Annotated in this window: 18 protein-coding genes; 14 read left to right on the top strand and 4 right to left on the bottom strand. The window is 59.6% G+C overall.

Going from position 1 to position 20635, the window contains the following annotated elements:
- Nucleotides 1–57: 57 nt before the first annotated feature.
- The gene (locus tag EOA16_RS08595; RefSeq protein ID WP_127257141.1) at nt 58–1686 is read right to left on the bottom strand and encodes a fatty-acid--CoA ligase; all 1629 of its coding nucleotides are present in this window, start codon (nt 1684–1686) and stop codon (nt 58–60) included.
- 182 nt (nt 1687–1868) lie between these two features.
- Between EOA16_RS08595 and EOA16_RS08600 the strand changes: the two genes are divergently transcribed.
- Both EOA16_RS08600 and EOA16_RS08605 read left to right on the top strand, forming a co-directional pair.
- On the top strand, nt 1869–2225 hold the full coding sequence (locus tag EOA16_RS08600; protein ID WP_013532740.1) for a hypothetical protein: 357 nt from the start codon (nt 1869–1871) through the stop codon (nt 2223–2225).
- Nucleotides 2226–2367: 142 nt separating this feature from the next.
- The gene (locus EOA16_RS08605) at nt 2368–2757 is read left to right on the top strand and encodes a DUF427 domain-containing protein (protein WP_127257142.1); all 390 of its coding nucleotides are present in this window, start codon (nt 2368–2370) and stop codon (nt 2755–2757) included.
- Nucleotides 2758–2796: 39 nt separating this feature from the next.
- Here the strand turns inward: EOA16_RS08605 and EOA16_RS08610 are convergent, their stop codons facing one another.
- The 3 genes from EOA16_RS08610 to ppdK form a co-directional block, all read right to left on the bottom strand.
- Nucleotides 2797–3537 carry a polysaccharide deacetylase family protein gene (locus EOA16_RS08610; protein ID WP_127257144.1) on the bottom strand — a complete coding sequence of 247 codons (741 nt, stop codon included), beginning with the start codon at nt 3535–3537 and terminating at the stop codon, nt 2797–2799.
- Nucleotides 3538–3705: 168 nt separating this feature from the next.
- Nucleotides 3706–4809 carry a glycosyltransferase family 9 protein gene (locus tag EOA16_RS08615; RefSeq protein WP_127257146.1) on the bottom strand — a complete coding sequence of 368 codons (1104 nt, stop codon included), beginning with the start codon at nt 4807–4809 and terminating at the stop codon, nt 3706–3708.
- A 118-nt stretch (nt 4810–4927) separates the two neighbouring features.
- Nucleotides 4928–7606 (bottom strand): pyruvate, phosphate dikinase, encoded by a 2679-nt coding sequence (ppdK, locus tag EOA16_RS08620; protein WP_127257147.1) that lies wholly within the window; start codon nt 7604–7606, stop codon nt 4928–4930.
- A 511-nt stretch (nt 7607–8117) separates the two neighbouring features.
- Here ppdK and EOA16_RS08625 point away from each other — a divergent pair.
- The 12 genes from EOA16_RS08625 (at nt 8118) to EOA16_RS08680 (ending at nt 20501) form a co-directional block, all read left to right on the top strand.
- Nucleotides 8118–9395: a sugar transferase gene (locus EOA16_RS08625; RefSeq protein ID WP_245455886.1), complete on the top strand. Its 1278-nt coding sequence runs from the start codon at nt 8118–8120 to the stop codon at nt 9393–9395.
- A 43-nt stretch (nt 9396–9438) separates the two neighbouring features.
- Nucleotides 9439–10713: a nucleotide sugar dehydrogenase gene (locus EOA16_RS08630; protein WP_127257149.1), complete on the top strand. Its 1275-nt coding sequence runs from the start codon at nt 9439–9441 to the stop codon at nt 10711–10713.
- A complete protein-coding gene (locus EOA16_RS08635) occupies nt 10713–11738 on the top strand; it encodes an NAD-dependent epimerase (RefSeq protein WP_127257151.1) in 1026 nt (341 codons plus the stop codon). Before EOA16_RS08630 ends, EOA16_RS08635 begins: the two co-directional genes overlap by 1 nt.
- 97 nt (nt 11739–11835) lie before the next feature.
- The gene (locus tag EOA16_RS08640) at nt 11836–12666 is read left to right on the top strand and encodes a glycosyltransferase (protein WP_164754171.1); all 831 of its coding nucleotides are present in this window, start codon (nt 11836–11838) and stop codon (nt 12664–12666) included.
- The gene (locus tag EOA16_RS08645) at nt 12663–13931 is read left to right on the top strand and encodes a hypothetical protein (RefSeq protein ID WP_127257154.1); all 1269 of its coding nucleotides are present in this window, start codon (nt 12663–12665) and stop codon (nt 13929–13931) included. Before EOA16_RS08640 ends, EOA16_RS08645 begins: the two co-directional genes overlap by 4 nt.
- Nucleotides 13924–14700, top strand: coding sequence for a class I SAM-dependent methyltransferase (locus EOA16_RS08650; protein WP_164754172.1), 777 nt, complete (start codon nt 13924–13926; stop codon nt 14698–14700). Before EOA16_RS08645 ends, EOA16_RS08650 begins: the two co-directional genes overlap by 8 nt.
- Nucleotides 14701–14765: 65 nt before the next feature.
- Entirely contained in the window at nt 14766–15515 is a 750-nt protein-coding gene (locus tag EOA16_RS08655) for a methyltransferase domain-containing protein (RefSeq protein WP_164754173.1), read from the top strand.
- Nucleotides 15493–16650 (top strand): glycosyltransferase, encoded by a 1158-nt coding sequence (locus tag EOA16_RS08660; protein ID WP_164754174.1) that lies wholly within the window; start codon nt 15493–15495, stop codon nt 16648–16650. The genes EOA16_RS08655 and EOA16_RS08660 overlap by 23 nt, the downstream gene beginning before the upstream one ends.
- Complete coding sequence (locus EOA16_RS08665) at nt 16647–17789, top strand: glycosyltransferase family 4 protein (protein ID WP_127257161.1); 1143 nt, start codon at nt 16647–16649, stop codon at nt 17787–17789. Before EOA16_RS08660 ends, EOA16_RS08665 begins: the two co-directional genes overlap by 4 nt.
- Nucleotides 17786–18184 (top strand): hypothetical protein, encoded by a 399-nt coding sequence (locus EOA16_RS32850; protein WP_127257163.1) that lies wholly within the window; start codon nt 17786–17788, stop codon nt 18182–18184. Before EOA16_RS08665 ends, EOA16_RS32850 begins: the two co-directional genes overlap by 4 nt.
- Before the next feature lie 240 nt (nt 18185–18424).
- Nucleotides 18425–19483, top strand: coding sequence for a DUF977 family protein (locus EOA16_RS08675; RefSeq protein WP_127257164.1), 1059 nt, complete (start codon nt 18425–18427; stop codon nt 19481–19483).
- Between the two features lie 532 nt (nt 19484–20015).
- The gene (locus tag EOA16_RS08680) at nt 20016–20501 is read left to right on the top strand and encodes a hypothetical protein (RefSeq protein ID WP_127257166.1); all 486 of its coding nucleotides are present in this window, start codon (nt 20016–20018) and stop codon (nt 20499–20501) included.
- The last annotated feature ends 134 nt before the right edge of the window (nt 20502–20635 follow it).

Genomic DNA, 20635 nt, shown 5'->3' on the forward strand with positions numbered 1-20635 from the left:
AACGGAAACTTAGAACCTTTTGGCAGCGGCTTGAAGCCGAAAGACACAACATTCCCGTCAATCCGTCGGCAGGCGATAATCCTTGAACTGCTGGCGCAAGGTGATCTTCTGGATCTTGCCGGTGGCGGTGTGCGGAATTTCGCCGACGAAGGCGACATCGTCCGGCATCCACCATTTCGCCACCTTGCCGTCCATGAAGTCGAGAATATCAGCCTTGCTCGGTTCCTTGCCCGGTTTGCGGACGACGACCAGCAGCGGCCGTTCGCCCCATTTCGAATGCTGAACGCCGATGGCTGCCGCCTCGGCGACATCGGGGTGGCCGACAGCCAGGTTTTCGAGGTCGATGGTCGAAATCCATTCGCCGCCGGACTTAATGACGTCCTTGGCGCGATCGGTGATCTGCATATAGCCGCCGGCGTCGATGTGGGCGACGTCGCCGGTGTCGAACCAGCCATCCTCGTCGAACTGCTCCACGCCGGCGCCGCCATAATAGGCGCGGGCAACGGCCGGCCCACGCACTTTCAAGCGCCCAAATGTCTTGCCGTCCCAGGGTTGCGCATTGTTGGCGTCGTCGGTCACCTTCATCTCGACGCCGAACGGCGGATAGCCCTGTTTCTGCTGGACATCGAGCCGGGCTTCGCCTTCAAGACCGGCATAGTCCGGCTTCAGGGTACACAGCGTGCCGAGCGGCGACATTTCGGTCATGCCCCAGGCATGGATGACCTGGACGTCGTAGTTCTGCTGAAACTTCGTCATGATCGCGCGCGGGCAGGACGAGCCACCGATGACGACCTTGTTGAGATAGGGAAGCTTCTTGCCGGTCTCCTCCAGATGCTGCAGCAGCATCATCCAGACGGTCGGCACGGCGGCACTGAAGGTCACCTTCTCGGTGTCGAGCAGTTCGTAGATCGAGGCGCCGTCCATCTTGCAGCCGGGCATGACCAGCTTGGCACCGATCATCGGCCCGCTCTGGCCAAGGCCCCAGGCGTTGGCGTGAAACATCGGCACGACAGGCAGGATCGTATCGCGCGACGACAGCCCCATGGCGTCGGGCATGGCAGCGATCATGGCATGCAGCACGTTCGAACGGTGGCTGTAGACGACGCCCTTGGGATCGCCCGTGGTCCCGGACGTGTAACACATGCCGGCGGCGGTGCTTTCGTCGAAGGTCTTCCAGGCGAAGTCGCCATCTGCCTCGTCAAGCCAGTCTTCATAGGCAACCGCGTTGGGCAATGTCGTGCGCGGCATATGCGCCTTGTCGGTCAGCACGATCACCTGTTTCAGCGATTTTACGGCGCCGGCGATTTTCTCGAGCAGCGGCACGAAGGTCAGGTCGACGAAGACGGCCTTGTCCTCGGCATGGTTCATGATCCAGACGATCTGCTCGGGAAACAGCCGCGGATTGAGCGTGTGGTAGATGCCGCCGATGCCCATGATGCCATACCAGGCCTCGATATGGCGGGCGGTGTTCCAGGCCAGCGTCGCGATGCGGTCGCCCAACCCATAGCCGTCGCGCTCCAGCCGCTGGGCGACCTTCAGGGCGCGACGATGGATGTCGGCGTACGTGGTGCGCACAATCGGCCCCTCGATCGAGCGTGACACGATCTCGCGCACGCCATGCTGCCGCTCGGCATTGTCGATAAGCTTATGGCAAAGCAGCGGCCATTCCTGCATCAGTCCCAGCATTCGGTCCTCCCTCACGCTTTGCATTGTGCTTTTCGGGCTATTGTGGAGCGAACCGGCGGATTGTCCAGCCGCCAGCGCCACCGAGGGCCGCATTGGTGGAAAACCGCCACAATCCGGCCATCGTCGGCGTTAAGTTTCGTTAACGGGCAAAGGGGAGCGATTGGCGACTGAAAGAGGTTCGCATGGACGCGCAGCTCGACGACAAGGCTCTCGAGAGTACGCTTGCCGAAAGTCTGGCCGATCTGGTGCCGGACACAAAGACTGTTTCCGAAGATGAATTTGTTGAAGTTGTCGGCGGCGCGCTCGAAGCGGTCGGCGGCACGCTGCTGTTCAAGATGTGTGTCCAGAACCAGGGCGAGGACCAGCACGTCGCGGCCGCTTCGGTCGGCGATGGCGGAAACCGCCAGTTCCTGCTGCTTACCTTGCCGACCGGTGGTGGTTCCCTGAAGGTCGAGACCGTATCGAGAAGCAGCAACCCGGTCGCCGGGATCGCCGCCGCCTATGCCGGTCTCATGGACGTGTTCAAGGCCGCCGCCTGACAGCTGACGACAGGTATCCCGAGGATTCCAAGGCGCGATCCATCGGCGTCGGCCCGGCGAGTTTTGCGTGCTGGATGGCGATAGCGGCTTGCGCAATGCGCTTGCGCGACACACTTAAAGTCGACGCAAGGAGAGCCCCCGCATGGATCAGATCGCCAACCCCGCACCCGGTTTCCAACGCAACCCGGACAAAGTCATCACCATCGAGCCCTATGCCGGCACCGTTACCGTACGTGCCGGAGACGTGGTCATCGCTTCAACAGCGAAGGCCAAGGTGCTGACCGAGGCTCCCTATCCGGCGGCCTTCTACATTCCGTTCGCCGACATCGATTTCGGCAAGCTTGGCCGCACCGACCACTCGACCCATTGCCCCTACAAGGGCGACGCAAGCTATTGGAGCGTGCTGCCTGCCGGCGAGACCGGTCTCAACGCCATGTGGGCGTACGAGCGGCCTTTCGACGAGATGGCTGAAATCGGCAACCACGGCGCATTCTACGCCAGCAAGGTCACGATCGAAGCCAAACCGGACTGAGCCAACACCGAAGGCATTGAGATACGCTCGGCTGGCCACTCACTCCGTCGTGCCGTTATTGCCGATGCCGTCGGCATCGTCGAGCCGCACAAAGGTCAAGCCCTTGGCCTTGAGCGCCAGCAGCCCCTGCACCACGCCTTCGCCGGCCGCATGGGTCGGCTGGTTGATATGCGAGATAATGACGTCGCCGTCCTTGGCCGCCGCGATGCGCCGCGCGGTTTCCTTGGCGCCGAGCAAAGAGCCACCGTCGCCGTTTATCGAGAATCCCGCGACCTTGAAGCCAAGCTTGCGGATCATGGCGATTGCCGACGGGCTGTATTCGGCGGTTGCGCCACGAAACCATTTCGGCGCCGGCTCGCCGGTCCCGGCAAGAGCGGCGGCTCCCGATTCGACCTCGGCCAGCACCGCATCCGGGCTGCCGGCGCTGCGGATGCCGTAGATTTTCCGCGGCGTGTCTACCGCCGGGATGTGGTGGCCGCCGTGATTTTCCAGTTCGAACAAATCGGGATGCGCCCGCATGATCTCGACGGCGGCGGCATTTCGCTTCAGCCAGATGCCGGTCACGAAAATGGTGGCGGGGATCTTGTTGTCCACCAGCGCCAAAAGGATCCGGTTGTCGGTCTGTCCACCGCACGCGTCGAGCGTGAGTGCCACACGGCCGGCGCCGCTCGCCTGCGGCTTGATGTGCAGCGTCGGCTCGACGAGCGGCGCGGCATGACCGACGGATACCATCGCCAACGATATGGCGATCATGCAGAGATTTTTTTGCAGCAGGTGCATCAAACCGATTTCCTGACCCGTCATTTCAAGCAGGCATCCCAAAGACTCGCATGAAGGCGGAAATCGGGATGATGCATAGCAGAAAAGCGCTCCACGCGACAATGTGACCGTTCCTGTGGCGAAGGGGTCATTCCACCGCGTCGAGAGTCGTGCATGCGACGCATGATCTCAGATGGCGCATTCCAGCTTCATTTCGGTGCGCAAGAGAACCTCGCGCACCGCGTCGACCACAGGCTTGACCTCCAGGCCCCAGACGCAGCATGCCTTGCTGGGATCCGGCGCGCGGCAGAGGTCCTCGGCCATGCAGGCGCAAGGCATCGGCGGCTGGAGCGAGATGCTGGGCACGCCGACGGGACCCCAGCGCGACGGCTCCGTCAGACCGAACAGCCCGACAACCGGGGTCCCGGCGGCTGCGGCCATGTGCATCGGGCCGCTCTCATTGCCGAGAAACAGCCGGGCCTGTTTCAACACCGCCAGCAGGCTTTCAAGCGACAAGTCGCCGACGAGATTGACGACCGACGGCGCGGTCCTGGCGACGATGCGTTCGGCGATCTCGCGCTCGTCCGGGCCACCCACCAGGACAACGTCCAGGCCAGTCTCACCGGCGATCTCGACGATCGCTGCGGCAAACCGCTCCGGCTGCCAACGTCGCCCCTCGAAGCTTGCACCCGCATGCACAGCGATGAAGGCGTTTGGGCGCAGATGGTGCTTACCCAGCAGCGCCAATGCCTTCGCTGTCTCCAGTGGCAGCGGCTGAAGGTTCGGAATCACCGTACGAAGTTCGATGCCGAGCGCTTCGAGCGGCGAGAGGTAGCGGTACAGGAAATGCTGGCCATCAAAGCCGTAGGGCTTGGCAAAGACGTTGGCGGGCTGCCGCTCCAGCATACGCAAGGGTCTTTCGGAAGGACTATAACCGACACGGGTCTTTGCCTTGACGAGCCCGGTGACGATGCGCGACGTCTTCGAATCGGTCAGGTCAATGGTCAGGTCGAAGTGGAAGCGGCGCAACGCCCGCACCATGGCGTAGAGCTCCTTCCCGCGCTCCAAGGGCGTTCCGCGCATGCGGTCGCGCCTGAATGCGACCACCTCGGAAGCGATACCATGGGCCATGACGAAGCTCTCGAAGCGGGCCTCGCATAGAAAGACGATGCTGGCGCCGGGGAATTCGAGCCGCAGGTTTTTGGCGAGCGCCGAGGCGAGGACGAGATCTCCTATGAACTTGGTTTGAATGACCAGGATCGAGTGGAACCGCGCGGGAGAAATCTGCAGCATCTGTTTCCGTAAGCAATTTGCGGATGGCCGCAAATTGGGCAGGAACAATGTCGAGATTACGCGACGCCGCCAGCACGTTCGCGTGAATTGCCTTACAAAACGGTAAGCTGGATGGGTCCTATCCGCGGCCTGTTTTCGCCACCTGCACCGCTGCCTGCGCGGCCGCCAGCCTGGCGATCGGCACGCGATAGGGCGAACAGGACACGTAATCGAGGCCAACCTCTTCGCAAAAGCGGATCGAGGCCGGATCGCCGCCATGTTCGCCGCAGATGCCGAGCTTGATGTCGGGCCGCGTAGCCTTGCCCTTCTGCGCGGCCATGCGCACCAGTTCGCCGACGCCGTCGATGTCGAGCGAGACGAACGGGTCCTGATCGATAATGCCCTTCTGGCGGTAGGTTTCCAGGAACGAGGCCGCATCGTCGCGCGAGATGCCGAAGGTCGTCTGGGTCAGGTCGTTGGTGCCGAAGGAGAAGAATTCGGCCGACTCTGCAATGACATGGGCACGGATCGCGGCGCGGGGGAGCTCAATCATGGTTCCCGTGAGGTAGTCGATCTTGACGCCGGTTTCCTCCATGACGCTCTTGGCAACCGCATCGATGCGCGCCTTGACGTAGTCGAGCTCCTTCACCAGGCCGACGAGCGGCACCATGATCTCGGGGACCACCAGGGCGCCGGCCTTCCTGCCGGCCTCCACGGCCGCCTCGAAAATGGCCCGCGCCTGCATCTCGGCGATCTCGGGGTAGGAGACGGCCAGGCGGCAGCCGCGATGGCCGAGCATCGGGTTGAACTCGTGCAGCGCCTCGGTGCGCTGCCTGAGCTTGTCCGGCGACACCTTCATGGCGGCGGCGACCTCGGCCACCTCCTCCTCGGTCTTGGGCAGGAATTCGTGCAGCGGGGGATCCAGGAGGCGAATCGTCACCGGCAGGCCGGCCATGATTTCGAACAGTTCGAGGAAGTCCGAGCGTTGCATGGGCAGAAGCTTGGCGAGTGCGGCGCGCCGGTCCTTTTCAGTGTCCGCCAGGATCATCTCGCGCATGGCGACGATGCGGTCGCCATCGAAGAACATATGCTCGGTGCGGCAAAGGCCGATGCCTTCGGCGCCGAAGGAGCGCGCCATGCGCGCGTCGAGCGGCGTTTCGGCATTGGTGCGCACCTTCATGCGACGCACCGCGTCCGCCCACTCCATGATGGCGGCGAAATCGCCGGAAAGTTCGGGCTGCAGCATTGGCACGGCGCCCTTCAGCACCTGGCCATTGCCGCCGTCGATGGTGACGATGTCGCCCTTGCGGAAGGTCGAGCCCATCGCCATCAGCGTGCCGGCCTTGTAGTCGACGCGCAGCGAGCCGGCGCCCGACACGCAAGGCTTGCCCATGCCGCGCGCCACCACCGCGGCGTGGCTGGTCATGCCGCCGCGCGTGGTCAGGATGCCTTCAGCCGCATGCATGCCGTGGATATCCTCAGGGCTGGTTTCGATGCGCACCAGGATCGCCTTGCGGCCTTGCGTCTTCAATTCCTCGGCGTCACCGGAGGAAAAGACGATCTCGCCGGTGGCGGCACCGGGCGACGCCGGCAGGCCAATGCCAATGACATCGCGTGCAGCTTTGGGGTCGATGGTCGGATGCAGCAGCTGGTCGAGCGAGGCCGGGTCGATACGGGCGACCGCCTCCTCTTTCGTGATCAGTCTGTCCCGCGCCATCTCGACGGCAATTTTCAGCGCCGCCTTGGCGGTGCGCTTGCCGGAACGGGTCTGCAGCATCCACAATTTGCCGCGCTCGATGGTGAATTCGAGATCTTGCATGTCGCGATAGTGCTTTTCCAGGCTGTCGGAGATGGTGACGAACGACTGGAATGCGTCCGGCATCAGCTTCTGCAGGGACGGCTTGTCCGAGCCCGCTGCGATGCGCGCCGCCTCGGTGATGTTCTGCGGCGTACGGATGCCGGCGACGACGTCCTCGCCCTGCGCGTTCACCAGGAACTCGCCATAGAGCATCTTTTCGCCGGTCGACGGGTTGCGGGTGAAGGCAACGCCGGTGGCCGAGGTTTCGCCCATATTGCCGAACACCATGGCCTGGACATTGACCGCCGTGCCCCAGCTTTCGGGAATGTCGTGCAGGCGCCGGTAGGTGATGGCGCGGTTGTTCATCCAGCTCGAGAACACGGCTGATATCGCGCCCCACAGCTGCTCGTGCGGATCCTGCGGAAACGGCCTGCCGAGTTCTTCCTCGACCTTGGCCTTGTAGAGCGCGATAACGCCCTGCCATTCGAGCGCCGTCAGTTCGGTGTCGAGCTCATGCCCGAGCCCGCCTTTCTGGTCCTCCAGGATTTCCTCGAAAACCTCATGGTCGAGGCCCATGACGACATCGGAATACATCTGGATGAAGCGGCGGTAGCTGTCATAGGCAAAGCGCGCATCGCCGGAATCGGCGGCCAGCGCCTCGACCGTCTCGTCGTTCAGGCCGAGATTGAGCACGGTGTCCATCATGCCGGGCATCGAGGCGCGAGCCCCCGAACGCACCGACACCAGCAGCAGTTTCGACGGGTCGCCAAACCGACGGCCGGTGAGCCGGCCGATGTGATCGAGCGCGACCGCGACATCGGCTTCCAACCCGGCCGGATAGGTGCGGCCATTGGCGTAATAGGCGTTGCAGACCTCCGTGGTGATGGTGAAGCCCGGCGGCACCGGCAGCCCCAGGCTGCACATCTCGGCCAGGTTGGCGCCCTTGCCGCCCAGGAGATTCTTGTCGCTGGCACGGCCTTCCGCCGCACCATCGCCAAAGGTGAAAACCCATTTGGTCATGCATTGCTCTCCGGTTGCAGGAGATTGGAAAGATTGGCGAAAGGGAAAGTTCCGCCGGTCCGTCCTTGGAGCGATATGATGCTGCAGTGCGAAAGGCAAGGCGTCGGTAAGGCCGTCCGGCCACTACAATCGATTAAGCAAAGCCGGGCCCCAAGATGCGGCGGCTTCGAAGCCGATCGGCCAGCTCCCAAGCGACTTGCCAACAGATTGATCGCCGAAGCGGTGCTGGAAATTACATCGCATTATTCGCCCTATCTTCCGGCGTTGGCGCGTTGCAGGCGGTAGCTTTTCAATTGAATCAAGCAATTCTGTTGATCAAAAATTTCCCGCACTGTTGATCTGAGAAATAGATGCTTGATGGCGCAGCCGCGCTGTCGTAGCTCTTGGTCTCCGACTGTATCGAATCGCCGGGGGGCGAGACGTCCGATTCGTTTTTGTGCGCGAGCAGGTCAGATGCACTATCGCGCTGGTCTGTCGCCGACACAGCAGCCTCGGGGAGGGGGGGAAGACATTGAATGTCGCAGCGTCGACTATTGTCGGAAGCCGGCACTTCCTGTTCAGGATTCGGTTTCAACTGCTTGGCGGACTGACATTCGCGATTTTTGCGCCGGCGATCATCCGGATTGTCTTCAATCCTGAGTTTATCTATTCGGCCAATCTCCAGGTAACAGTAGCCGCTGCGGTCATCGCGCACCTTGTGGGTTTCTTATCCTATCGCCGCATCGGAAATTTCCCGGGCGTGGCCGCGGCAAGTTACATCTTGCCGACATTTGCCCTGTCCTACGGGGCTGTTTTCCTGACCATCTTCTTTTTTCGGTTTGAATACAGCCGGTTTCAAGCCGCCGCCAGCTTCACCCAGTCCACGCTCTGGTATTTCGGCCTGAGCCTGTTGACGCGGCGTCTCGATCCGTACCGGCTCGTCGTGGTTCCCGGCGGAGATGTCGAGCGCCTCAAGACGTTACCGGGTGTGCATTGGTTTTGGATCAAGACGACCAGTACGATAATCGAAAGAGCCAGCGGCGTGGTCGTTGATCTGCGTGCCGATCTTGGCGCGGAATGGGAACGATACATCGCGGATCGAGCCCTTTCGGGAACGCCCGTATACCACGTCAAGCAGGTCAGCGAGTCGCTGACCGGTCGGGTCGAGATCGAGCATCTGTCGGAAAACACGCTGGGTTCGCTCAATCCGAACCAGGCCTATCTCAAGATCAAGCAGGCGGTCGACTGGGTCTCGGCTTTTGTCTTGATTATCGTTCTTTCCCCTGTTCTGGCGTTGATAGCGCTGCTGATCCGGCTGGATTCCGATGGTCCCGCGCTGTTTCGCCAGCAACGCGTGGGCTACCGGGGCAAGATCTGCACGGTCTACAAGTTTCGCTCGATGCGCCAGCACTCTGGCGCCGGCAGCGACAAGGAGAGGGCGATCACCAGGCACGACGATGATCGCATCACCCGAGTCGGCCGTTTCCTGCGAAAATCCAGGATCGACGAACTGCCGCAGGTCATCAACATCCTGCGTGGCGAAATGAGTTGGATCGGACCGCGACCGGAAGCTGTCGTGCTGTCACAGTGGTACGAGGCTGAGCTGCCATTCTATCGCTACAGGCATATCGTCAGGCCAGGCATAAGTGGGTGGGCACAAGTCAATCAGGGCCATGTGGCTGCCGTCGATGACGTTATGGAAAAATTGCACTATGATTTCTATTACATAAAGAACTTTTCGCCTTGGTTAGACGTTTTGATAACCCTCAAGACAATGAAAACGATCATTACCGGCTTTGGTGCGCGATAACCAACGCGAAGCATGGCTCTGGAATAGCAAGCACAGGAAGCAGATGGATCTCGCGTCCAGGAAAATAGCGATCATCGGGCTTGGCTATGTCGGCCTGCCGCTGGCGGTCGCTTTTGGCGCCACCAGGGATGTCGTCGGGTTCGACATCAACCAGTCGAGGGTGGACGCGCTGAAGCGTGGTGACGACCATACGCTGGAAGCCAGCAGTGATGAGATCAGTGCTGCGTGGCGGCTGACATTCACCACAGACAAGGCCGATCTGCGCGATTGCGGGATTTTCATCGTCACGGTTCCAACGCCGATCGACAGGGCCAACCGCCCGGATCTGAAATCGTTGATCATGGCATCGACTTTGGTCGGTGAGGTCATCTCGCCAGGCGCGGTGGTGATCTTCGAATCGACCGTCTATCCCGGCTGCACGGAAGAGGTGTGCGCGCCGCTGATCGAGAAACATTCAGGCCTGCGTTACAATGAGGAGTTCTACCTCGGCTACAGTCCCGAGCGCATCAACCCGGGCGACCGCGAGCATCGGTTGCAAACGATCGTCAAGGTCACCAGCGGCTCGACGCCGGAAGCGGCCGAAGGTATCGATGCGCTCTATGCCTCGATCGTGCCGGCAGGCACGCACCGTACATCGAGCATTGCAGTCGCCGAAGCGGCCAAGGTCATCGAGAACACTCAGCGCGACCTCAACATCGCGCTGATGAACGAACTGTCGCTTATTTTCGGCAAGCTGGGCATCGACACGTCCGAAGTGCTGGAAGCCGCCGGCACCAAATGGAATTTCCTGCGCTTCACGCCTGGTCTCGTCGGCGGCCACTGCATCGGCGTCGATCCCTACTATCTCACCCACAAGGCCCAGGAACTCGGCTATCATCCGGAGGTGATTCTTGCCGGCCGCCGTATCAATGACGGCATGGGTCAGCACGCGGCGGATCAGACCGCCCGCCTGATGATGCGCAAGGGAATACCTGTCGTAGGCAGCCGGATTCTGGTGATGGGCGCGGCTTTCAAGGAAAATTGTCCGGACCTGAGGAACTCCAGGGTCGCCGATATCGTTGCCCAACTGAAGGAATACAATGCCGGCATCGACATATGGGACCCCTGGGTCAACGCGCAGGAATGCGCGCTTGCCTTCGGCGTAGCCAGCATGAAGGACGTTCCCGACCAGCGCTATGACGGCGTAATCGTGGCCGTCGGCCACAGGCAGTTCCGCGCGTTGGGCGTCGACGGCCTGCTGGCGCTTTGCAAGACCCCGGGCGTCATCTACGACATCAAGGGTCTGTTCCCCAGGCATGTCACGGATGGGCGCTTCTGATGAGGGTTCTGGTCACCGGCGCGGCCGGCTTCATAGGGTATCACGTAGCGAAGCGGCTGCTGGAGCGCGGCGACGAGGTCGTCGGCATTGACAATGTCAACGACTACTACGATCCGCGGATCAAGGACGCGAGGCTGCGGCTCCTGGACGAGGCGAGCCGCAAGACCAACGCCGGCTATCATTTCATCCGCGGCAATCTCGCCGACAAAAGCGTGGTCGACGCCTGCTTTGCCGACCACGCATTCGACCGGGTGATCCATCTAGCCGCCCAGGCCGGGGTTCGCTACAGCCTGGAAAACCCGCATGCCTATGTCGAAAGCAATATCATTGCCTACACCAACATGCTGGAGGCCTGCCGCAACAGCGCCGTTGCGCATTTGACCTATGCCAGCACGTCCAGTGTCTACGGCGCCAACACCGACATGCCGTTTTCCGAGCACAGGCCGGCCGACCACCCGCTGCAGTTCTACGCCGCGACCAAGCGCGCCAACGAGCTGATGGCGCACAGCTACAGCCACCTGTTCGGGCTGCCGACGACCGGGCTTCGCTTCTTCACCGTCTATGGCCCCTGGGGGCGCCCGGACATGGCGCTGTTCCTGTTCACCAGGAACATCCTTGCCGGCGAGCCGATCAAGCTGTTCAACAACGGCAACCACACGCGCGACTTCACCTATGTCGACGACATCGCCGAAGGCGTGATCCGCGCCAGCGACAGCCCGGCCACGGGCAATGCCGCCTGGGACTCCAACCGTCCCGATCCGGCCACAAGCAGCGCCCCCTGGCGCATCTTCAACATCGGCAACAACAACCCGGTGAAGCTGACCGCCTATGTCGAGGCGCTGGAAAACGCGCTTGGCAGGAAAGCCATCGTCGAACTGCTGCCGCTGCAGCCCGGCGATGTGCCCGATACCTTTGCCGACACCTCGGCGCTGGAGCAGGCGGTCGGCTACCGCCCGACGACGACGGTGACCGAGGGCGTCGGACGGTTTGTCGAGTGGTACAAGGCGTATTTTGCGCGGAGATAAAGCTCGGCGTTTCCCGGCTGATCCGCGCTGTCCCATGATCACGTAGCCAGGAGCAGATGGTATCGGTACGGCTCGCAAACAGGCAGTCAGCAATCCATTGCAGTCCCAGGCGCTATTGAGCGTCTGCATCCCCACGTTCAATCGGCGAGATCGCGTTGCGGCGCTGGTTCAGCAACTGTTGCGTGCGGACTGCCCACTGCAGATATGCGTCCATGTCGACGGTTCGACCGACGGAACGAACGAAGTGCTTGCCGAAATCGCGTCTCGCGATGCCAGTTTGGTGGTCACCACTGGCCCAAATGACGGCAGAGGCCGCGCGATGTTTTCGGCGATTGCTTCCGCCACTGGCGACTATTGCATGGTCTTCGACGATGACGACGATCTCTTCACCGATCGCTTGCCGGAAGTCTGTGAACACCTCTCGCGGAGAGGTGTCGATGAGAAGATTGCCGGTTTTGTGTTCTCGATGGCTCTTGGCCACCCAGAGACGGCAGCAGAGCCGTTTCCGTCGGAACGGACAAACCTGATAAAGATGCGAGCCGACGAACGGGTGGTCGGCGACAAGAAGGAGGTGATCAGAACTCCTTTGCTTAAACGGGTTGCCGTGCCCCCAGCGGGGCGGTTCCGCCGTGTTCCAACATCTCTTCTCTGGTCCAGATTGGCGATCGAATACGACGTTATCTGTGTCAATGTCGAGATTGGGCGAAAACGATATTTGCCGGAGGGAATGACGGCAAGGATTCGGCTTCTTCAGCGGCAAAATGCATACCCGATGTTGTTGCTGAACTTGAACTACATCAGGGCATTCTGGCTTGGACGATATCAGTCGGTTCGGTTCCTGGGCAAGGCGGTTCTTGCCTGTTTGAGCTTTGGTGTCTTGAGCTTCCCGTTCTTGCTCAAGAGGTCATTCATGCGGGTGACTTCATGAAACAAGCCAGCTTGTGGAAGTTGGTGGAAGCCATCGTAATACGAATTGTTCCTGGTCTTTTGAACATAGCGACGTTGCTGTACATAGGGAGCCATCTGGAGACTGGACAGTACGGTATTTTCAGCACGACGATTGCGACAGTTTCATTTATTTCGACACTTGTTTTTGGTTTCGTGACTTATTCGATAATGCCGGTTTCCGCAAAAATGCATGCTGCGGGAATGGGTAGAGAGTACGTATCGTCCATTTTGACCATGCTGGCAGTTGTGGCGTTGTTTGTCGTCCTGGCTGGGCTGGCGCTGACGTGGCTGGGATTTGGCAATATTGTCGCCGCGACCATCATTGTTTCTTTCGGCTTGCACACCGCACTTCAAGAGATTTTGAGGTCACAACTGCGTTTGTGGGCATACGGTTGGTCGGCCATTGGCCAGGCGGTCGCATACCAGGCAGGAGCCATAATCCTGCTTGTCGGAGATGCGAAAGTTGGCTCGGCTCTTGCAGCCTTTTCGCTCAGTTATTTCGTTGGAGCGCTGATTTCATTTGCCTTCCTGGGACCTATGAATCTGAGACGGCCTGGCTTTTCCTATCTCGCCGGGTCTCTAGTCACTGGCTGGGGATTTGTGTTGAGCAATCTGGCCGAGAGCGGCTTGTTTGTCGGCATTCGATACATTGTTTTGTTGCTTGGCTCCGAGACCCATCTCGGTGTCTTCTCATTTTGTGTCGATCTTTCACAACGGTCCGTCGGCTTCTTCATGAATGCGGCCAGCTTCGTTTTCGTGCCCAGGGCGTTTCTCAGTGCCGCAAATGGAAACGTCAGGGAGTTTCGGCGCGGACTGTTCGAGGGAGCCGCCATCGCACTCATTTTTGCGACCGCGGCTGCGGCCGGCATAGTTGGTCTGTTTTTCTCGGGCCATGCCTCCGGATGGCTGGGGAAGTCTTTTGACCCTGAGGTGTTCGGGATCGTTTCTTGTGCTGTTCTGGTCAACAGGACGAAAAAAGTGATCATCGATCCGTTTGCGCTTCGGTCGAGCAAAGCGATGACGTTGACCTACTCCTACGCGATAGGGGCGTTGGCTTGCTGTTGTCTGGCGGCATTGGGCCTTTGGTGGCGGGTGCCGCTTGGCAGCGAAATGGCATTTTTGTTCGGATATGTCGTTGCCGCTGCCTGTTCCTTTTTCGCATTGAGGAATGTGATTGCAGACCAAGGGCCTGGTGCGAAACAGGGTACCGTTTTGATGGTCGGGCCGGATGCCAGAAATGAATGAGAAGAAAGCATTTTACGACGAGAAAAACAGGCGCATCGTCCATGTCGGCACGGTGGCTGATGACGACTATTGGGATTCTCACTGGGCCGAAGGGATTGTCTTGAAGCCGGATCGCTTTGTCGTTGAAACCACCAAGCGATATCTGACCGGATCAGCCAAGGTCTTGGACGCTGGATGTGGCTTGGCCAATACGGTCCATGGCCTCCACCAGGCAGGCTTTTCCGCCTACGGGATCGACTTCGCGCAGAAGACCGTGGGGATGGTGAACCGTGCCGCGCCCCATTTGCAAGTGACCGTGGGGGATGTTCGAGCAACGGGCTTCGCGGACGAATTCTTCGATGGGGTGTGGTCTTTGGGGGTGATCGAGCACTTCTTCGACGGTTACGATGAGATCGCATTGGAGATGAGGCGCATCATCCGGTCTGGAGGAGTTGCCTTCGTGACAGTGCCGAGCATTTCTCCTCTCCGACGCTTGAAGATCAGAATGGGTCTCTACCCCAGGTTTTCAGGTGAACAGGCCGGATTTTACCAGTTCGTTCTTGGGCCGTCTTCGATTGTTTCCAGTTTCGAACAGCACGGCTTCAAACTTCTGGGATCACAGCCAAGGGGAGGCTTCAAGGGGCTGAAGGACGAGACATTTTTCTCCAAGCCGATGCAGGCCTGGTACGACAGCAAGAATGGAATCCTGAGAGGTTTGCGTGCTGCCGCGGACCGGTTGCTCGGCCCATTTTCGCATCATACACGGCTCTACGTCTTCCACAGGATATAGCGCGGATGTCAAATCCGAGTGGGCGCAGATCGCCAAACGGAACCGGTGGTGAAGCTGTGTCGATAATGCGAAAGTTTGTTCGCGCGAACGTGGTCATTTCCGAATTCCTGGACAGAGCTCTGCCGCGGCGCCTTCGCATCGACGGCAATCGGACCTTTGCGACGGAGATAGCACCTCCCTTACTTACCTCAAACGCACGGGTTTACGATCTTGGCGGTGGTGCCAGGCCGTTCGTCAGCCTTTCGGAGAAGCGGCGCCTGGGGCTTTTTGTCGTTGGGCTCGACCTCGACGCGGAAGAGTTGTCGAAAGCACCACGCGGAATATACGACGAGGAGATTGAAGCGGACCTTACCTCGTTCAGGGGGAGGGGCGATGCTGACGTCGTCATTTGCCAGGCCACGCTCGAACACGTCCGTGATGGCGAGGGTGCCTTGCGCGGCATTGCCAGTTGCGTGAGGCCGGGAGGCGTGGTTGCCATTTTCTCGCCCTCGCGCAACGCCGTTTTTGCCAGATTGAATCGGGTCCTGCCGGAGGGGATGAAACGACGGCTGCTGTTTGCGATCTATCCTGAAAAGGGCATGGGTCATGACGGGTTTCCGGCCTTCTACGACCAGTGCTTGCCCAGTGACGTCGAAACAATCGCAAAACGGAACGACTTGGAACTTGTCGAGCGCCGTCTGTTCTGGAAAAGCTCCTACTTCTATTTTTTCGTGCCGGCCTTTCTTGCTTGGCGCATCTGGTTAGGCGTTTCGGCCCTGTTTCTCCGCAAGGATGCCGCTGAAACCTACGCCTATGTCTTTCGGCGAAAACAGTGAGTTCCCGCGGCTCATGAAAAGGAAGCTCGCGCTGATCGCCATTCCGCTCGACAGAAGAGGTGGTGCCGAAACCATCCTGAAACTTGTTGCGCGCGCACTCGCAAAGCGACCCGACTGGGACGTCGAAATCGGCTTCTTGGGTGGCCAGGGGGCGGGCGAGGCCGCTGGATCACACCAGGACGGAATTCGGTGCAGCTACGGCTTTGGCGGCGGTAAGGCCATGAGCGAGTTTTTGCTCGCCCCGCGGCTGATCCGGCATCGGTACGATTTGGTGTTCTCGAGCCACGCACGGGTAAACTCGTTTCTGGCTGCCGCCCGAAGCGTTGGACTTCTCCGCAGCGATAGGCTGGTCGCCCGCGAGTCCACGGTGCTTCTGGACCGCTTCAAGGGTCATCGCGCGCTCGCTTACAAGGCGCTCTACGCTGCCTATGGCAGCCAGGACATGATAGTCGCGCAAACGAGCTATATGAATGAACGCCTGCGTGACGTATTGCCTCGGCGAGCAATCGCCAAGCTGTGTACTTTGCCCAACCCGGTCGACGAAGATCTCATCGTCAAAATGTCCATGGAAGCATTGTCCGGGCACGATGCCGAGATACTTTCCCGCCTTCCGCAGATAGTCTGGTGCGGCCGGCTGATTGATGTGAAGCGTCCGACGATCGCGGTTGATGTGCTGGCCGAGGTCAGACGAAGGACCGGCGAGGATTATGAGCTGACCATGGTTGGCTCTGGACCCATGGAAGCGGAGTTGAGAGCCCGCGCCGGCAAGCTTGATCTGGCCTCGCGACTAAATCTGCTCGGTCAGAGAGACAACCCGTTTCCGCTGTTTCGCGCAGCGCGTGCCGGCATCCTCACGTCGGCGATGGAAGGATTTCCCAACGTCCTTCTGGAGATGATGGCTTGCCGGATTCCCGGCATCGTCACCACCCCCTGTGCGGGAGATCTGGACATGCTGTCGGGCCTGGAGATTTCAGCCGGCTTTGGCGCGTCGGAAATTGCGGAAGCACTGGTGAAGGTCATTCAAGGCGGCGATCGGTCGGCCTTGTACCGAAAGACCTTGTCGGAAAGATCGCCGGATCGGTTTGCGGATATGCTGTTGAGAGCGCCGTCGTCATATCCGGGTGGGCAGAGATGACCCCCGTTGCTCGCAACAAGATAGTCGTCTCGATAAACACATCCTGGAATGTCGTCAATTTCCGCAAGGGACTGATCGAGGCGCTGCGGAGCCGTGGCTATGACGTGGTCGTCATCGCGCCGAGAGACGAGTATTCTTCCCTGATTGCGGCCATGGGCTGCCGCTATGTCGAACTCGACATGGACAATTCCGGCACGTCACCGTTGCGGGATTTGGTCCTTCTGTGGCGCTACTGGCGTCTCTTGCGGCGCGAGAGACCGCTGGCGTTTGTCGGCTTCACGATCAAGCCCAACGTGTTCGGCTCCATCGCGGCCAATCTGAACGGCATTCCCGTCATCAACAACATTTCGGGATTGGGCACGGCGTTCGTCCGCGGTGGTCTGCTGCTCAGGATTGCCAAGGCCTTGTACCGGGTGGCGTTGGCCCGTTCCAAAATGGTTTTCTTCCAGAATGACGATGACCGGATGCTGTTCGTCGACGAACGCCTGGTTCGCAAGGATCGAACCGCGCTTTTGCCTGGCTCCGGGATCGACCTCGAGCGTTTTGCCCCGGCGTCCGAAGCGCGTATCCGGTCCGGTGCAATTGTGTTTCTTCTCGTGGCCCGGCTTCTCTGGGACAAAGGCGTCGGCGAGTTCATCGAGGCAGCCCGTCTGGTTCGCCAGGAGGTGCCCGGGGTGCGTTTCCATCTGCTCGGCTTTCTTGATGTCGAGAACCGAACCGCCGTCAGCCGTGAGCAGGTTGAAAAATGGGTCGGTGAGGGGTTGGTCGAGTATCTGGGTTCCACCGACGATGTGCGGCCTTTCATGCGTGCCGCCGATTGTGTCGTGTTGCCCTCCTACAGGGAGGGAACGCCGCGCTCGCTGCTTGAGGCGGCTGCGATGGGCAAGCCGCTGATCGCAACTGATGTGCCAGGATGCCGGGAAGTGGTGGACCACGCCGTCAATGGCTTCCTATGCAAGGTGAGGGACCCTGATGACCTTGCGAGCAAGATGGTCGAGTTTGCGCGGCTGGACGGCTCGTCCAGGGACAGGATGGGGGCCCAGAGCAGAAACAAGGTCGAGCGGCAGTTTTCGGAAACGATCGTCATCGAGAAGTACATGCGGCAGATAGAAAGACTGAACGCCCTTGCGACGAAATGAGCGGACCAGCCGCACAGGGTCGGATGGAGGATGGTTTTGTCAGTCAGGAGCATAGCGTTGCTTGCCGTCGTGGCTGTTTTGTTTGGTGTTGGCTTCTGGGCATCATCGTGATGCAGAAGGACGGCCCTTCCCCCGCGAAGCCGGTAGCCGCGCTCAAGCCGTTTGACGGCAAGCTCGCCATTCCATCGGTCGATGATCTGCGTGTCGGCGGTCGCAAGATCCTGCTGTGCGGGGCGGCGTTTTCCAGGCCTCAGGCTATGCGTCTCCTGGTGACGGAAGCGGCGCGCCAGACTACCAGGGGCTCGTCTTGGCCTGCAAACCTGTCGGTGCCGGAACACCTTGCGACGGCAAGATCCCTTCCAGGGTTGGCGATACCCTTGTTGTGCAGTGCTTGACGGCTGAGGGGGAAGATTTGGCCACCATACTCACGCAGGGCGGAATTCTCTGCGGCCAGCCGGTTCAGGCCGGCGCAACGTACAAACCTTGCTGAAGGGTACGGACTGGGTGCTCTTGCGCCGAAATGAATGGATATGTCCTGACCCCGGCCGACCGTTCCTGCATCGGGTATTTATGGGTCTTTTATTGGGTAACGTCGGTTCTTGAGTTTTTGGGTATTTTTGGGTATATTTTTGGGTATGGCTCTGAAGGTCGCTTCCTTACAAATTACCCCCGAAATCCTGGCCTTGGTCTCGGAGATCGACGAATTCAAAGGGGCTTGGCGAGCGCTGGGAGCGCTCGCGCCAGAGCGCCTATCGGCTCTGCGCCGCGTTGCGACCATCGAGAGCATTGGCTCTTCTACCCGCATCGAAGGAAGCAGGCTCACTGACGGCGAAGTAGAGCGGCTGCTCGCCAACCTCGACATCAAATTCTTTGAATCCCGAGACGAGCAGGAAGTCGCTGGATATGCACAGGTCATGGAAATGATCTTCGCGCATTTCGATGCGATTGATCTGACCGAAAACCACCTGACACAGCTACACCGTGACCTGCTGGCGTTCAGCAACAAGGACGAGCGCCATCGTGGCGCATACAAGACACTCGCCAACAATGTCAGTGCGTTCGATGCCGACGGGAAAGAGATTGGCGTCATTTTCGAAACGGCGACACCCTTTGATACACCAAAGCGGATGAAGGAGCTTATCGAGTGGACTCGCAACACACTTAGCGAGCAAAGCCTGCACCCTCTGCTCGTCGTCGCAATCTTCACAGTTGTGTTTCTGGAGATACACCCATTCCAGGACGGCAATGGAAGGTTGTCGCGCGTTCTGACGACGCTCCTGCTGATGCGCAACGGATACGTGTATGTGCCCTACTCTTCACTCGAAAGCGTGATTGAGAACAGCAAGGAAGGCTATTATCTAGCACTACGTCAGACCCAGAAAACGATCCGCAGCCCGAAGCCAAATTGGCAACCTTGGGCTGTGTATTTCCTGCGCGCTCTTCAGCAGCAAAAGCGGCGGCTTGAGAAAAAAATCGAGCGGGAACGTCTTGTGCTCGGCGCGTTGCCCGAACTCTCTTTTCAAATCGTTGAAGCCATCAAGGAACGCGGGCGCATAACCATTAGCGAGGTCGTCAACCTGACAGGCGCAAACCGAAACACCGTCAAAAAACACCTAGCCGTTCTGGTGGAAGCGAACCATCTGGCCCAACATGGAACCGGCAAGGGAACGTGGTACGGCCCAAATAAGCGATAGAGGCTCTAAGTCTGCGGCACACCGATTTGGTGAGCTGGATCGAGGTGGTGTCATGGGGCCAGACCTCAATGCGGGAGGGCAGGAATTGGCTAGCCGAGCCCGACCGGTCTACTCATTGGTCGCGATCAGTATCGAGGCGATCTCGAATTGCATGCAGTCGGCATGACCAATGGTTGAAATCGTATGGCTGTCATGGGGAAAGATCTAAAGCGGAAAAATGTATTGATAATTCAATATATTAGGCAGTTTTGCAGAATGGTATCGCGCGCTCGGCTTGATCAAACCACATCGAGTAAGTCAACGCGGAAAGGAAATTTCAATTTATCGCTCGACAATAAGAAACCTGTGATAGGCGGTCGAAACTGTTCATGCAGTTTTGCTAGATCACTGTGTCCGGACAGTCACGTATCAGGTTAAATTGCGTCACGCGCGCGAAATGGGGTTGGAATTGTGGCCAAGAACTGATACGCGCTAATTTACTATCTTTGAACTGGTGCGTCTGAAGGGCGCAGCAAGAGGGGATCAAAGACAGATGAACCTTGTGATTAAAACTGCGCTTGCCGTATTTGTTGCGTCACTCGGGTTCGGTCCGGTTTCATCGTTCGCCCAGGACGCCTCGTGCAGCTGCGCGACCGCTTATCAAGGCCCAGCAAATCCGATCGGATCAATCCGTTCCGCAAATGGCGACGTGATGGTGTCGCAAGCGGCTGGCTATAGCCCGGCCAAGGCTGGAAATGCGCTCGATTTCGGCAGCCGTGTGGTGGTTGGCGCCAAGGGGACGGCTTCTGTCCTGATCGGCGGCTGCAACCTGGATGTGCCGGCCAATTCGAGTCTCGATGTTTCCCGCTTCGGCAACAACATTTGCCTCAAGCTTGTTGGCTTCGAGCAGACGGCGGCCATCCAGCCGTCCGGTGGTGGCGGTGGGTTCGGCCCGCCGGAAGCGATTTTTGCCGGCGCGCTTCTGACGACTGGCGTGCTCGCGGCGACGCAGGATGACGACAACGGCGTCAGCCGCTGACGGAGGGCAGCGGCGTTTGACGCTATAACGGTGGGGCTTGCCTTGGGCTGGACTGACCGGTACCGGGCCAGGTTTGATGAGTTCGTTAACCATATCGCTCTATTTCTTGGGGTGGAGCGGGTGTGATTCGTCCC

This window comes from Mesorhizobium sp. M7A.F.Ca.US.008.03.1.1 (genome assembly GCF_003997495.1).
GTDB lineage: Bacteria > Pseudomonadota > Alphaproteobacteria > Rhizobiales > Rhizobiaceae > Mesorhizobium.